General features: G+C 59.9%; 12 protein-coding genes. 9 read left to right on the top strand and 3 right to left on the bottom strand.

Annotated elements, in window-relative coordinates:
• The first annotated feature begins 380 nt into the window (after positions 1-380).
• Positions 381-854 (top strand): Lrp/AsnC family transcriptional regulator, encoded by a 474-nt coding sequence (locus KGA98_RS27705; RefSeq protein ID WP_007971266.1) that lies wholly within the window; start codon positions 381-383, stop codon positions 852-854.
• Positions 855-869: 15 nt separating this feature from the next.
• On the opposite strand, the gene KGA98_RS27700 is transcribed toward KGA98_RS27705, so the two are convergent.
• Complete coding sequence (locus tag KGA98_RS27700; protein WP_223504836.1) at positions 870-1,883, bottom strand: AraC family transcriptional regulator; 1,014 nt, start codon at positions 1,881-1,883, stop codon at positions 870-872.
• A gap of 379 nt (positions 1,884-2,262) precedes the next feature.
• On the opposite strand from KGA98_RS27700, the gene antA reads away from it, so the two are divergent.
• The 3 genes from antA to antC are packed head-to-tail and all read left to right on the top strand — an operon-like array spanning position 2,263 to position 5,186.
• Entirely contained in the window at positions 2,263-3,654 is a 1,392-nt protein-coding gene (gene antA, locus KGA98_RS27695) for an anthranilate 1,2-dioxygenase large subunit (RefSeq protein WP_223504834.1), read from the top strand.
• Entirely contained in the window at positions 3,654-4,145 is a 492-nt protein-coding gene (gene antB, locus KGA98_RS27690) for an anthranilate 1,2-dioxygenase small subunit (RefSeq protein ID WP_223504832.1), read from the top strand. The genes antA and antB overlap by 1 nt, the downstream gene beginning before the upstream one ends.
• Before the next feature lie 18 nt (positions 4,146-4,163).
• Complete coding sequence (gene antC / locus KGA98_RS27685; RefSeq protein WP_159389729.1) at positions 4,164-5,186, top strand: anthranilate 1,2-dioxygenase electron transfer component AntC; 1,023 nt, start codon at positions 4,164-4,166, stop codon at positions 5,184-5,186.
• Between the two features lie 83 nt (positions 5,187-5,269).
• Here the strand turns inward: antC and kynB are convergent, their stop codons facing one another.
• Entirely contained in the window at positions 5,270-5,923 is a 654-nt protein-coding gene (gene kynB, locus KGA98_RS27680; protein WP_159389728.1) for an arylformamidase, read from the bottom strand.
• Positions 5,924-6,222: 299 nt separating this feature from the next.
• On the opposite strand from kynB, the gene KGA98_RS27675 reads away from it, so the two are divergent.
• The 5 genes from KGA98_RS27675 (at position 6,223) to KGA98_RS27655 (ending at position 12,904) form a co-directional block, all read left to right on the top strand.
• Positions 6,223-6,564, top strand: coding sequence for a hypothetical protein (locus tag KGA98_RS27675; protein WP_057715362.1), 342 nt, complete (start codon positions 6,223-6,225; stop codon positions 6,562-6,564).
• A gap of 100 nt (positions 6,565-6,664) precedes the next feature.
• Complete coding sequence (locus KGA98_RS27670; RefSeq protein ID WP_223504830.1) at positions 6,665-7,921, top strand: TolC family protein; 1,257 nt, start codon at positions 6,665-6,667, stop codon at positions 7,919-7,921.
• Positions 7,918-9,402, top strand: a complete 1,485-nt coding sequence (locus KGA98_RS27665; protein WP_223504828.1) for an efflux RND transporter periplasmic adaptor subunit — start codon at positions 7,918-7,920, stop codon at positions 9,400-9,402. The genes KGA98_RS27670 and KGA98_RS27665 overlap by 4 nt, the downstream gene beginning before the upstream one ends.
• Positions 9,399-12,557, top strand: coding sequence for an efflux RND transporter permease subunit (locus KGA98_RS27660; protein WP_223504826.1), 3,159 nt, complete (start codon positions 9,399-9,401; stop codon positions 12,555-12,557). Before KGA98_RS27665 ends, KGA98_RS27660 begins: the two co-directional genes overlap by 4 nt.
• Positions 12,554-12,904: a copper-binding protein gene (locus KGA98_RS27655; protein ID WP_223504824.1), complete on the top strand. Its 351-nt coding sequence runs from the start codon at positions 12,554-12,556 to the stop codon at positions 12,902-12,904. The genes KGA98_RS27660 and KGA98_RS27655 overlap by 4 nt, the downstream gene beginning before the upstream one ends.
• Before the next feature lie 832 nt (positions 12,905-13,736).
• Here KGA98_RS27655 and KGA98_RS27650 read toward each other — a convergent pair.
• Positions 13,737-13,970, bottom strand: a 234-nt coding sequence (locus KGA98_RS27650) for a hypothetical protein (protein ID WP_223504822.1), incomplete at its 5' end; no start/stop codon positions are given.

Here is a 13,970-nt window from a genome sequence, read left to right as displayed (position 1 = left end):
CGGCGCTTTAGGTAGAAAGGGCGGAACGAGAAGTCTCCCACGGTCCGTACTGGCTAGAGTCGGAATCGAGCTGTTAGTCCCGCCCACCCCTTCAAGTCTAAACATACAAGCGAGCTTGCTCGCGATGGGGGCCTGATGTTCAACATCAATGTTGACTGACCCGTCGCAATCGTCGGATCGCCGCCCGGAGCAAGCTCGCTCCCACAAGGATTGCAGTGTTCAGTCGCTTAACCGACCGATACCAGGCAATTCGCCTGCCTTTCGATGGAGAGATAATGAACGAACCTTTGAAGAATTTTCGTGCAAAGTAACCGACCATGTAGTAGTTATTTCGCAGAATATTCGAATCAAACCCCAATAAGCGCGGATTTATTCAAACCATGAATCTTGACTCGACAGACCTGAGAATCCTGCATCAATTGCAACAGGATGGCCGTATCAGCAATCAGGAATTGGCGGAAAAAGTCGCCTTGTCACCCTCGGCTTGCCTGCGACGTTTACGCCTGCTGGAAAGCGAAGGAATCATCACCGGCTATCGCGCGGTGCTGAATGCCGAGCGGCTGGGCATTGAGCTGGAAGCCATCGTTCATGTGTCGTTGCGACAGGACGTCGAGGACTGGCACGAGACCTTCATCAAGAAGGTTCAGCAGTGGCCGGAGGTGGTCACCGCGTACGTCATTACCGGGGCGAGCAACTATGTGTTGCGGGTCCAGGCCCGCAACCTCAAGCACTTCTCGGATTTCATCGTCAATCACCTCAACCGCACCGCCGGCGTCACCGACATACGTTCGGAGATCGTCCTGCAAAAAATCAAGGAGCGCGAGCAGTTGCTCGATCTGGTGGTACGCAAGTAAGGCCGGGGCAGCCCGTCAAAGTCCCTGCTGGCGCCGGGCTTCGTTGCGCTGCAAGGTCATGCTCGGGGTTTCGTCGAACAGCTTGCGGTACTCGGTGGAAAAACGCCCCAGGTGCATGAACCCCCAGCCCATGGCGATCGCGGAAATACTGCGTGCCGTGCCGTGCTCGAGGATCTCCTGGCGGACTGCATTCAAGCGATACTTTTTCAGGTAGGCCATAGGCGAAAGGGCGAAGTACTTCTTGAATGCGTCGAACAACTTGAAGCGCGAAACGCCGGCAGCGGCTTCGATGTCCTCCAGATGCAGCGCTTCCCGCGCGTTGTCGTGGATGTATTGCCGGGCCCTGACCAGGTAGTGCGGCAACTTCACCCCCAGCGCGTCCCGCAGTTCTTGCGAATAGTTGTTTGGCTGGGCGAGGATCAAGCCTTTGATCAGCGAGCTTTCAATGTCCCGGGTGAAGGCCACCTGCTCGAAGAGTTCACTGCTGCGCTCCATCTCGTCGATGAAATAACGCGCCATGCGCCACCACGACGCCGATGGCCCATCAATCGCATCCATCATCGGCTCGAAGCGCAGCGGCGCATCCAGAGGCCGTTGCAGCATTCCCTCCAGAGCCTCGCTCATCGCCACTCGGGTAATCACCACCTGGACCTTGCGACAGTCACCGGAAATCGCCAGCAGCTGGTTTTCATTGGGGGAAATGATGACCCCTTGATCGCGGTCGGACCTGACCACGCTGCCATCCTTGCTCAGCTCCTGTTCACCCACCAACGGCAAGCTCAGGCTGTAGCTGCTGAAGTGCTCGGCGTCCTCGATATCGATGGTGACATCGGTACCGTATTCGATAGTGCCCAGGGTGGTGGCCATCGACTTGAACATGTTGGCGTTGTGATGAAAGCGGATCCGCTCGGGGTTCGCGCTTACCAGTCGATGGGGTCCGCAGATACCGGACATCCAGCTTCTGGCGGCCTCCAGGTCATCGCTGTCGACACGAATGTCGCGAAACTGCGGATCGACTTTGTTGCTCATCACGGTGCACTCAAGGTTTTTTTTCAGCGCGCTCTGATGGCGCGTATAGGGTTTGCCAAGGCAAGTTCCAAGCCACAAGACGACGGTGCTGACCGGGTGGATAGCAATCGCCAATTAAGTGGATAACGCCTGGCGACTCGAGCCTGGAAATGCCATCAAAGGGTCTCGAACGCCCGCTCGAACAGTACCTGATTACCGCAAACCGCAGCAGCCGTTTATCGCTTTGTGCATGCCGCTGGGTATTCGCTGCCCAGCCCGCCCCTTGAGTGTTACCGCCAAACTTTACGGACTGCCTTCGCCCACAAAGCGGATAGACCCAGGCACGCCCCACTCCCTCTAATGACGTACCGATTAGCCCCAATAAAAACAGGTACACCTCATGAGTGGCGAAAGAAACGTCGAGCAATGGAAAACGTTTATCGAAAGCTGCCTGGACTTCCGTCCGGCAGAAGGCGTATTCCGCATCGCCCGGGACATGTTCACCGAGCCACAGCTGTTCGATCTGGAAATGGAACTGATCTTCGAGAAGAACTGGATCTACGCCTGCCACGAAAGCGAGCTGGCCAACAACCACGACTTCGTGACTCTGCGCGCCGGCCGCCAGCCGATGATCATCACCCGCGACGGTGACGGCCAGCTCAATGCACTGATCAATGCCTGCCAGCATCGCGGCACCACGCTGACCCGCGTCGGCAAGGGCAACCAGTCGACCTTCACCTGCCCCTTCCATGCGTGGTGCTACAAAAGCGATGGCCGCCTGGTCAAGGTCAAGGCACCGGGCGAGTACCCGGAGGGCTTCGACAAAGCCACCCGTGGGCTGAAAAAGGCGCGTATCGAGAGCTACAAGGGATTCGTTTTCATCAGCCTTGATGTACACGCCGACAACAGCCTGGAAGACTTCCTCGGCGATGCCAAGGTGTTCTTCGACATGATGGTCGCCCAGTCGCCCACCGGCGAGCTGGAAGTACTGCCCGGCAAGTCGGCGTACACCTACGACGGCAACTGGAAACTGCAAAACGAAAACGGCCTCGACGGCTATCACGTCAGCACCGTCCACTACAACTACGTGGCCACGGTGCAGCATCGCCAGCAGGTCAACAGCGAGAACGGCACCGCCGCCAGCGGCACCCTCGACTACAGCAAGCTTGGCGCCGGCGACGCCAATACCGATGACGGCTGGTTCGCGTTCGATAACGGCCACAGCCTGCTGTTCAGCGACATGCCAAACCCGTCGGTACGCTCCGGATACTCGACCATCATGCCGCGACTGATCGAAGAACACGGCCAGCAAAAGGCCGAGTGGATGATGCATCGTCTGCGCAACCTGAACATCTATCCGAGCCTGTTTTTCCTCGATCAGATCAGCTCGCAATTGCGCATCATCCGCCCGGTGGCGTGGAACAAGACTGAAATTATCAGCCAGTGCCTGGGGGTCAAGAACGAGTCGGACGCCGACCGTGAAAACCGCATTCGCCAGTTCGAGGACTTCTTCAATGTCTCGGGCCTGGGCACACCGGATGACCTGGTGGAGTTCCGTGAGGCCCAGCGTGGTTTCCAGGCGCGACTGGAGCGTTGGAGCGACATCTCCCGCGGCAGTCACCGCTGGGCCAGCGGCGCCACCCCCAACAGCGAATCGATCGGCATTGCCCCGGCCATGACCGGCACCGAATTCACCCACGAAGGGCTGTACGTCAACCAGCACAGCAACTGGCAGAAATTCCTGCTCGATGGTCTGGACGCCAAATCCCTGAAACTCCGTGAGGTGCAATGATGAATGCGCAATTGCAGTACCAGGTCGAACAGTTTTTCTATCGCAAATCCGAACTGTGCGACACCCAGGACTGGGATGCCTACATCCAGCTGTTCGCCGAGCACAGCGAGTTCCACTTACCGCAATGGGACTCCGAACATGTCTACACCCGCGACCCCAAGCGCGAAATGTCACTGATCTATTACCCCAACCGTTCAGGCCTGGAGGACCGCGTGTTCCGTTTGCGCACCGGCAAGTCCGCGTCCTCGACGCCGATGCCGCGCACCTTGCATCAGATCAATAACGTGCGAATCAGCGAGCTGGAAAACGGCGAGCTGGAGGCGCGCCTGAACTGGCACACGCTGTACTACCGCCTGGCGACATCCGAGCAGTTTTTCGGCCGTGCGACCTATCACCTCAAGCCCCACGCCGATAGCTGGCTGATCACCCGCAAGCATGTGTTGCTGCTCAACGACACCATCAACTCGGTACTCGATTTCTACCACCTCTGAACCCAAGGAGACCGGGGCATGAACCATAAGGTCGCGTTCAGCTTTGCCGACGGCAAAACGCTGTTCTTTCCCGTGCAACCCAACGAAATTCTGCTCGACGCCGCCCTGCGCAATGGCATCAACATTCCCCTGGATTGCCGCGAAGGCGTCTGCGGAACCTGCCAGGGGCGTTGCGAGTCAGGCGATTACAGCCAGGACTATGTGGATGAGGAAGCCCTCTCCAGCCAGGACCTGCAACAACGCAAGATGCTCACCTGCCAGACACGGGTCAAATCCGACGCCGCGTTCTACTTCGACTTCGCATCCAGCCTGTGCAACGCCGCCGGCCCCGATCAACTGAGGGCAAGGGTTACCGATGTCAAACAGGTGTCGGCCAGCACGGCGATCCTGCATCTGAACCTGGGCAATGCGGGCCAGTCGCTGGATTACCTGCCCGGGCAGTACGCCCGTCTGTCGATCCCTGGGACCGAGAACAAGCGCTCCTACTCGTTCGCCAATCGGCCGAGCGCCAGCAATGAGCTGCAGTTTCTGATTCGCCTGCTTCCCGATGGGGTGATGAGCAACTACATCCGCGAACGCTGCCAGGTGGGCGACGAAATCGTCCTGGAGGCACCACTGGGGGCGTTTTATCTGCGACACGTCGCCAGGCCGTTGATACTGGTGGCCGGCGGCACCGGTCTTTCGGCATTGCTGGGCATGCTCGACGAACTGGCCGAGCGCGGCTGCGAGCAGCCCGTGCACTTGTACTACGGCGTGCGCGATGCGGCCGACCTGTGCGAACAGGCGCGCATCCAGGCGTATGAACAACGCATCCCGGGGTTTCGCTACACCGAGGTGGTCAGCGAACCGTCGCCGCACTGGACTGGCAAGCGCGGCTACATCGCCGAACACTTCGACATTGCCGAACTGCGCGATGGCCAGGTCGACATGTACGTCTGCGGGCCACCGCCGATGGTGGAGTCGATCAAGACCTGGTTGCAGGCACAGGCACTGGACAGCGTGCACCTGTACTACGAAAAATTCACCGAGAGTAATGCCTGATACCGCTCACCCGAAGGGGACGCCGGAACCGGGTGCCAGGCGGACGCCCGGTTCCGGCGTCCCCTTCGGATCTGTTGAATGGGTTACACGCGTTGTGACGTACTCAGCGGCCGCAAAATTGCCCTGACCGGACTGGCGTCCAGATGAGCAAACCGTAACGGCAAGGCGATCAACTCATAATCCCCTTCCGGGACCTCATCCAGCACGATGCCTTCAAGAATCGCCATGTGATGGCGGGCCACGGCGCCGTGGGAATCCATGGTTTTGGATTGCTGCGGGTCCAGTGACGGCGTATCGATGCCGATCAAGCGCACGCCAAGGCTCGCCAACAGGTCGATGGTTTCCTTGGCAACCGCCGTGAAATTCGAATCCCAGGTCGTCAGCGGTGCTTGCCGATAGGTTCGCAGCAGAACACGCTCGGGCACCTCGTGCAAACGCCCTTCCAGTTGCCCGGGCTGCACCAGTTCGCCGCTGTCCAGACAATGCAAAACGCGGCAAGGCCCGATATAGACATCCAACCCGACCTCGCCAATCGCCGCGCCGTCGGCGCTGTAATGCAGCGGCGCATCGACATGGGCGCCGGTATGGGGCGACAAGGTGATGCGTCCGACATTCACCGGACACTCGGGACCGTAGGTCCAGACGCGCTCCTCCCGGAATGGCGTGTCACCCGGCCAGGTCGGTGTTTCGCTACTCAAGGATGGACTGATGTCCCACAACGTTGTGTTTTTTGTCATCGCAATACTCACCGTGGTTTCCGGATGAAATGATACGAGCGACAGCCGTGAAGATTCGTGCAAAAAACTCAGGCAGCCCGGCGGGCTTTCGCACAATCCACCAAGGATGGGCGGGATGGCGGCAGGAAATTTCAACACATGTCGCTTGTGGGTTATTGCACAGGCTGCGTAAATCCTCTGTCAGCGATAATGCTGGCTTAATTCCGGCACGGTGATATCGCCTGAATCAACGCCTTCGGCAGGCTGTGAGAACATTCATCCAATTGTAAGAGTCCATTTCAGCCTCTACACTCCAGCCCATGAAACGCTACCTGCGGTTTTGCCTCATTTTCGTGATTAGCCTGGTGCTTCCCCTCAGCGGGATGGCGGGTGTCCAGGCGCCCACAGAACCGTGCCCGATGAAGACGATGGGCATGGCGATGATGGATGACATGGGAATGGACTGCTGCAACGACATGAAAAGCCCGACAGAGCATGGCAAGCCCTGCAAGCCGGGCCAGGAATGCAAGACAGGCGGTATGCTGCAAGTCTCGATCCTCAAGCCTCCTGTAACCGTGTTCAGCCCCGTAGTGGTTTCCTTCTTCAGTGATTCCATGCCCGTACAAACCCCGTCCGGGGTATGGCGACCGCCTCGCGTTTGATTCCTGTCCAACATTGAGCCTCATTCCGTATTAGCGGGATGGACTGGCTGTGCGCATGTCTTTTTGACGCGTGCAGTGGATGATCACAGGAATCGTAAACATGAACTCCAAGTGCTATTGCACAGGCTGGTCCCTCGTGGCCGGTCTGGCGGCAAGCGTACTGGCATTGCCGAGCTTCGCTGCCGCGCTGACCCTCGATGAAGCGCTGCGCCTGGCCGAAAACAATGCGCCGTCGCTGGCTGCACAAGATGCAAAGATTCAGGCTGCCAGCAGTGCGGCTATTCCAGCGGGTGAATTACCTGACCCCAAGTTGCTGGCAGGTGTGCAGAACTACCCCATTGGCGGCCCGGATCGCTGGAGCATCAACGACGACTTCATGACCATGCAAATGGTCGGGGTCAGGCAAGAGATGCCCAACGGTGACAAGCGCAAGGCTCGCATCGAGGTCGCCAACGCCGCCGTTGATCGCGCTGCCGCCGAGCGTCGGGTTGCACGACTGAACGTACGCCAGTCCACGGCAGAGGCCTGGATCAACAGCTACTCAGTCGAGCGCAAAGATGCGCTGTTCCAGGACCTCTACAAAGAAAACCGCCTGCTGACCGATACCGTCCGGGCCCGGATTGCCGGTGGTCGCGCTCAACCCGCCGATGCGGTGACGCCCAGGCAAGAAGCGGCTCGACTGGCGGAGCAGCAGGACGATCTGGTTCTCCAGAGAGCGCAGGCCCGAGCGGCCCTCAAACGCTGGATTGGCTCCGCCGCCAACGACAAGCCTGTGGGCAGCTTGCCGCAGTGGCGTGTCGATTCCTCGAGCTACGCCCATAAACTGCAACACCACCCCGAGTTGGCAGCGTTTGCGCCGATGACCCGCGAAGCGCAAGCCAAGGTTCGTGAAGCCGAGTCGGAGAAAAAGTCAGACTGGAGTTGGGAGCTTGACTATCAACATCGCGATCGCCAGTTCGGTGACATGGTCAGCGTGCAATTGTCCTGGGACTTGCCACTGTTTCCTGACTCCCGGCAAAACCCAAAAATCGCAGCCAAACAGGCTGAACTCAGCCAGCTTGAGGCTGAGCGCGAAGCCCTGTCACGGGAGCACACTCAGCAACTGGAAAACGAACTGGCTGACTATGAGCGCCTCAATCGTGCGGTAAGCCGCAACCAGGAAAGCCTGCTGCCGCTGGCCAGGGAAAAGGTCGAACTCAGCATGGCCAGCTACCGTGCCGGCACAGGCGATTTAAACGCCGTTGTCGCCGCCCGACGCGAACTCATCGAAGCCCGACTCAAACAGATCGACGTGGAGGAGCAGCGAGCGCTGACCAGTGCGCGTCTGTATTTTGCTTATGGGGAGTCCGGCCAATGATCCTTGAAAAATGGAACGGAGCATTGCTGGTTGGCATCTCGCTGGCATTGGGTGTTGCCGGTGGCTACTGGTTCGCTCACCCGCGCATGAGCGAGGTACCTGTTACCGCCCGGGAGCAGAAACTCAATTCGCCGGACGAACGCAAGGCACTGTATTGGTACGACCCCATGTACCCGCAGCAAAAGTTCGATAAACCGGGCAAGTCCCCCTTCATGGACATGCAACTGGTACCCCGGTACGCCAGCGGTGACGAGGATCGTGCGACCGCGAGCATCGATCCGGGTCTGACCCAGAATCTCGGTCTGCGTTTTGCGACCGTCACCCGTGGAGTCTTTGACTCCAGCCTCGATGTGACAGGTGCCCTGGCATTCAACGAACGTGATGTGGCGGTGATACAGGCACGTACAGCCGGCTTCGTGGAGCGAGTCTATGCCCATGCTCCAGGCGACCTGCTCAAAGCCAATGCGGCACTGGCGGATATCCTGGTGCCGGAGTGGGCGGCCGCCCAGACAGAGTTCCTTGCCCTCAAGCGCAACGCTGATGCCGACCTGTTGGCTGCGGCACGCCAGCGACTGCGGCTCACCGGGATGCCGGCGGCGCTGATCACCCAGGTAGAGCGCAGTGGCAAAGTCCAGCCGAACCTGACCATCACCAGCCCCATCAGCGGCGTGCTGCAAGAGTTGAACGTACGTGCAGGTATGACCGTCGCGGCTGGCGAGACTCTGGCACGCGTCAATGGCTTGAGCCGTGTCTGGCTCGCCGTGGCCGTTCCGGAATCGGATGCCGGAGCCATCACCGTGGGGCAGGCAGTCGAAGCGCGACTGCCCGCCTTCCCGGGGACAATGTTCAATGGCAAGGTCAGCGCGATTTTGCCCGAGACCAATCCGGACAGCCGCACCCTTCGCGTACGTGTCGAGTTACCCAATCCCGACGGGCGCCTGAGACCAGGTTTGACCGCGCAGGTCCGCCTCAAACACTCGACCGGGCACAGTGTGTTGTGGGTGCCTAGTGAGGCGGTTATCCGCACTGGCCGACGTGCCCTGGTAATGCTCGCCGAAGACGCCGGCCGCTACCGCCCGGTGGAGGTGCAACCCGGGCAGGAAAGCGATGGCAAGACGGAGATTTTAAAAGGTCTGGAAGAAGGCCGGAAGGTGGTTACGTCTGGCCAGTTCCTCCTCGATTCCGAGGCCAGTCTCAAGGGCATTGTTGCTACCTCCGAGCAAGAGTCACCCGCCAGTGGAACAGCCGCCAGTTTGCATGAGGCGGATGGGCAGATCGTTGAGATCAACGACAAAGAAGTTACGCTCGCCCACGGTCCTTTCAAGACGCTGGGCATGCCTGGCATGACGATGACTTTCCCGCTCGCCAGCCCGGCACTGATGCAGGGCCTCAAGGCGGGTGACAAGGTTCGGGTCGCGGTGAGCCAGACCGACGATGGCTTGCGTGTCGAGCGCCTGGCCAAATCGGGGAGCCAGCCATGATCGCTGCCCTCATTCGTTGGTCAGTGGCCAACCGGTTCCTGGTACTACTGGCGACGTTGTTCGTCACGGCTTGGGGTATCTGGACGGTGCAGAGCACACCCATTGATGCACTGCCAGATCTCTCGGATGTGCAGGTGATCATCCGCACCCCTTATGCAGGACAAGCGCCGCAGATTGTCGAGAATCAGGTGACCTATCCGTTGGCCACCACCATGCTCTCGGTGCCGGGCGCCAGAACCGTGCGTGGTTACTCCTTCTTCGGCGACAGCTTCGTTTACGTGCTGTTCGAAGACGGCACGGACTTGTACTGGGCTCGCTCGCGGGTGTTGGAGTACCTGAGCCAGGTACAAAGCCGGTTGCCGGCCAGCGCCAAGCCGGCGTTGGGGCCGGATGCGACGGGAGTGGGCTGGATCTACCAGTACGCACTGGTGGATCGCAGTGGTGGACACGACCTGGCGCAACTGCGCGCGCTTCAGGACTGGTTTCTCAAGTTCGAACTCAAGACCCTGCCCAACGTGGCGGAAGTGGCCACGGTGGGTGGCATGGTCAAGCAGTACCAGGTGCAGCTGGACCCGCTGAAACTGGCAAGCTTCGGCATCACTCAGGCTGAGGTGACCGACGCTATCGGCAAGGCCAATCAGGAAACCGGTGGCGCGGTGCTGGAGATGGCCGAGACCGAGTTCATCGTGCGGGCCTCCGGTTACTTGAAGACGCTCAATGACTTTCGGGCGATTCCGCTCAAGCTGGGTTCGGATCGTGTGCCGGTGACCCTTGGCGATGTCGCCACGATTCAGTCGGGACCGGAAATGCGCCGTGGCATCACCGAACTCGACGGCGAAGGCGAGACCGTCGGCGGCGTGGTGATTTTGCGCAGCGGCAAGAACGCTCGCGAGACCATTGCAGCGGTCAAGACCAAACTCGACGAACTGAAAAGCAGTCTGCCGGCCGGGGTGGAAATCGTCACCACCTACGACCGCAGCAAGCTGATCGACCGCGCGGTGGAAAACCTCAGCCACAAACTGATCGAAGAGTTCATCGTCGTCGCGTTGGTCTGCGGGATCTTTCTCTGGCACTTGCGCTCATCGCTGGTGGCGATCATTTCGCTGCCGGTGGGGGTGCTTGCTGCCTTCGTCGTCATGCGCTACCAAGGCATCAACGCCAACATCATGTCCTTGGGCGGGATTGCCATCGCCATCGGCGCCATGGTCGATGCCGCCGTGGTGATGATCGAGAACGCCCACAAAAAGATTGAGGCCTGGCACGTAGCCAATCCAGGGGAGGAATTGAAGGGCGAGCGTCATTGGCATGTAATGACCGAAGCAGCGGTGGAGGTAGGCCCGGCGCTTTTCTTCTGTCTGCTGATCATCACCCTGTCGTTCATTCCGGTGTTCACGCTGCAAGCTCAGGAAGGACGGCTGTTCGGCCCTTTGGCTTTCACCAAGACCTATGCCATGGCCGCAGCGGCAGGATTGTCAGTGACCCTGGTGCCGGTGCTGATGGGCTACTGGATTCGGGGGCGAATTCCCAGTGAACAACAGAATCCGTTGAACCGGTGGTTGATTCGAATCTATCAGCCGGCCTTGGACGCGGTCTTGCGCCGCCCAAAGATCACGCTACTGGTCGCGCTGTTGGTTTTTTTCAGTGCGCTATGGCCAATGTCTCGCCTGGGTGGCGAGTTTCTCCCCCCGTTGGACGAGGGCGACCTGCTCTATATGCCTTCTGCCCTGCCGGGATTGTCGGCGCAGAAAGCGGCGCAACTGCTGCAACAGACCGACCGGTTGATCAAGACCGTACCAGAGGTCGAACACGTCTTCGGTAAAGCCGGTCGTGCCGAAACCGCCACCGACCCGGCACCGCTGGAAATGTTCGAAACCACCATCCAGTTCAAGCCACATGAGCAATGGCGTGCAGGCATGACTCAGGAAAAACTGGTGGAGGAACTGGATCGCGTGGTGCGCGTTCCCGGTTTGACCAACATCTGGATACCGCCGATTCGTAACCGTATCGACATGCTGGCGACGGGTATAAAGAGCCCGATCGGTGTGAAGGTTGCCGGCACCAATCTGGCGGAAATCGATGCTGTCACCCAGGCGGTCGAGCGAGTGGCCAAGGACGTGCCCGGTGTCAGTTCGGCCCTGGCCGAGCGGCTGACCGGTGGCCGCTACATCGATGTGGATATCGACCGCAAGGCTGCTGCTCGTTACGGGCTGAACATCGCCGATGTGCAGTCCATCGTGGCCGGTGCCATCGGTGGTGAAAATGTCGGGGAGACCATTGAAGGTCTGGCACGTTTCCCGATCAACGTGCGTTACCCACGGGAGTGGCGCGACTCGCTCGGCGCCCTGGAACGACTGCCGATCTACACCCCGCAGGGTAGTCAGATCACCCTTGGCACAGTGGCGAAGGTCAAGGTCAGTGACGGCCCACCGATGCTCAAGAGCGAGAACGCACGGCCTTCAGGCTGGGTGTACATCGATGTACGAGGCAGGGATATTGCCTCGGTGGTTGCCGATCTTCGTCGGGTCGTCAATGAACAGGTCAGGTTGCAGCCAGGCATGAGCCTCAGTTACTCGGGACAGTTCGAGTTTCTCGAAAGGGCCAACGCACGACTCAAACTGGTGGTGCCTGCCACTCTGCTGATCATCTTCGTGTTGCTCTACCTGACTTTTGCCCGATTCGATGAGGCCCTGCTGATCATGGCCACTCTGCCATTCGCACTGACTGGGGGGGCATGGTTTCTCTATCTGTTGGGCTTCAACCTGTCGGTCGCCACGGGGGTCGGCTTCATCGCCTTGGCCGGCGTTTCTGCCGAGTTCGGCGTGATTATGTTGCTCTACCTGAAAAACGCCTGGGCCGAACGAGAAGACCTCGGTGACAGCACTGAACGCGGGCTGGTGGCGGCGATTCGTGAAGGCGCTGTGCAGCGCGTTCGACCCAAGGCCATGACCGTTGCCGTCATCATTGCCGGTCTGCTGCCCATTCTGTTGGGCAGCGGAACCGGTAGTGAGGTGATGAGCCGTATCGCCGCGCCCATGGTCGGCGGCATGGTCACGGCACCCTTGCTGTCCCTGTTTGTCATTCCGTCAGCCTATCGATTGATGCGCCGCCGGCACCTCCTGCCTGCACCCACCACACATCAAGGTAAAGTCATATGAAACTCACCCTGACCGCAGTCGCAAGCACCGTATTCGCGCTTTCACTTTCTGCCCACGCGCAGGACATGCCGGGCATGAAAATGGACGGCATGGAAGGCATGCAAATGAAGCAGGAAACAAAACAGACTCCGGTATCCAATGCCGAAGGCACGATCAAGGCTATCGATACTACGAAGCATACGGTGACCATCTCCCACGGCGCCGTTCCCGCCCTGCAATGGCCACCGATGACGATGGCTTTTTCCGTGACGCAAGATCAGTTGTCAGGGTTGGCGCCTGGAGACCGGGTATCGTTTTCCTTCCGGCTAGAGGGTAACAGCGCCTCGATCGTGTCGATTAACAAGTAAATTCCGGTGGTGGAAGTGTCCGGCACATATTGTCGTGCCGGACTAACCCGTTAAATCGGCTGGTTCAGGAAAAACGGAGGGTTCGGGGGATTTTGAACGGCTGGCAATTGCTTACCCGCCCAGTTCCGTCTCCTCTTGCATCATCCTCGTCAGTGTTTCGGACCTGCAACAGATTTCGAAAAAAAGTCGCAAGCCCCCGAGATTCTTCAGGGCTTGCGACTCATTGTCGATACGTCCTTCAAACTCCCCGGACGTCATCGACGGGTATGCCTGCCGTGTTCATTGCCGAACGTGCGGGCCTAGTTCTGCACCTCAACCGTGTCGAAATCCGGCGCGTCTGGTGCATCTGGTGCGTCTGGAGCATCCGGTGCATCCGGTGCATCCGGGGCGTCCGCTACATCCTCTCTGGCCGCCCTCGCCTCAGCTTTGGCAGCCTCTCTGGCTGCGTTCGCCTCGGCTTTGGCTGCGTCCCTCGCGGCATCCGCAGTAGCCCGAGCAGCATCTCTGGCTGCATCTGCCTCGGCCTTGGCAGCGTCCCTGGCTGCATCCGCAGCGGCCCGGGCAGCGTCTCTGGCTGCATCCGCTTCTGCGCGCGATAAGCCAGCAGCTCTTGCGGCATCCCGGGCTGCATCCGCCTCAGCTCTGGCGGCGTCACGGGCGGCGTCCGCAGTCGCTTTTGCCGCATCCCGCGCTGCATCTGCATCAGCCCGAGCAGCGTCCCGGGCTGCATTGGCATCAGCCCTGGCCGCGTCCCTGGCAGCATCTGCGGCATCGTTATCATTGTCTTTGGCGTTGTCGTTGTCACGCGCATTGCCCGGGCCTTTGTTCCCGGCTATACCACCATGGTCAGCGTCGCCGCGTCCCGGGCCTCCACGACCGTCACCGTCGTGGCCGTCACCACCATGACCGCCACCCTCTCCTCCATGACCGCCACCGCCGTCACCACCGTGACCACCGCCTCCGGAGCCTCCACTGCCGGAGCCACCGCCGCTGCCGCCACCATGGCCGCCTCCGCCACCGCCGCCGTCACCACCGTGACCGCCGCCTCCGGAGCCGCCGCCACCAC

Origin of the sequence: Pseudomonas sp. BF-R-24 (assembly GCF_019947335.1) — a bacterium.
Taxonomy (GTDB): Bacteria; Pseudomonadota; Gammaproteobacteria; order Pseudomonadales; family Pseudomonadaceae; genus Aquipseudomonas; species Aquipseudomonas jessenii.
This window is presented reverse-complemented; position numbering and strand designations above follow the sequence as displayed.

Coding starts and splice junctions, on each gene's coding strand:
- KGA98_RS27675 (WP_057715362.1), top strand. CDS start 6,223: ATGAAACGCTACCTGCGGTTTTGCCTCATTTTCGTGATTAGCCTGGTG.
- KGA98_RS27705 (WP_007971266.1), top strand. CDS start 381: ATGAATCTTGACTCGACAGACCTGAGAATCCTGCATCAATTGCAACAG.
- KGA98_RS27700 (WP_223504836.1), bottom strand. CDS start 1,883: ATGAGCAACAAAGTCGATCCGCAGTTTCGCGACATTCGTGTCGACAGC.
- KGA98_RS27665 (WP_223504828.1), top strand. CDS start 7,918: ATGATCCTTGAAAAATGGAACGGAGCATTGCTGGTTGGCATCTCGCTG.
- antA (WP_223504834.1), top strand. CDS start 2,263: ATGAGTGGCGAAAGAAACGTCGAGCAATGGAAAACGTTTATCGAAAGC.
- KGA98_RS27670 (WP_223504830.1), top strand. CDS start 6,665: ATGAACTCCAAGTGCTATTGCACAGGCTGGTCCCTCGTGGCCGGTCTG.
- KGA98_RS27655 (WP_223504824.1), top strand. CDS start 12,554: ATGAAACTCACCCTGACCGCAGTCGCAAGCACCGTATTCGCGCTTTCA.
- kynB (WP_159389728.1), bottom strand. CDS start 5,923: ATGACAAAAAACACAACGTTGTGGGACATCAGTCCATCCTTGAGTAGC.
- antB (WP_223504832.1), top strand. CDS start 3,654: ATGAATGCGCAATTGCAGTACCAGGTCGAACAGTTTTTCTATCGCAAA.
- antC (WP_159389729.1), top strand. CDS start 4,164: ATGAACCATAAGGTCGCGTTCAGCTTTGCCGACGGCAAAACGCTGTTC.
- KGA98_RS27660 (WP_223504826.1), top strand. CDS start 9,399: ATGATCGCTGCCCTCATTCGTTGGTCAGTGGCCAACCGGTTCCTGGTA.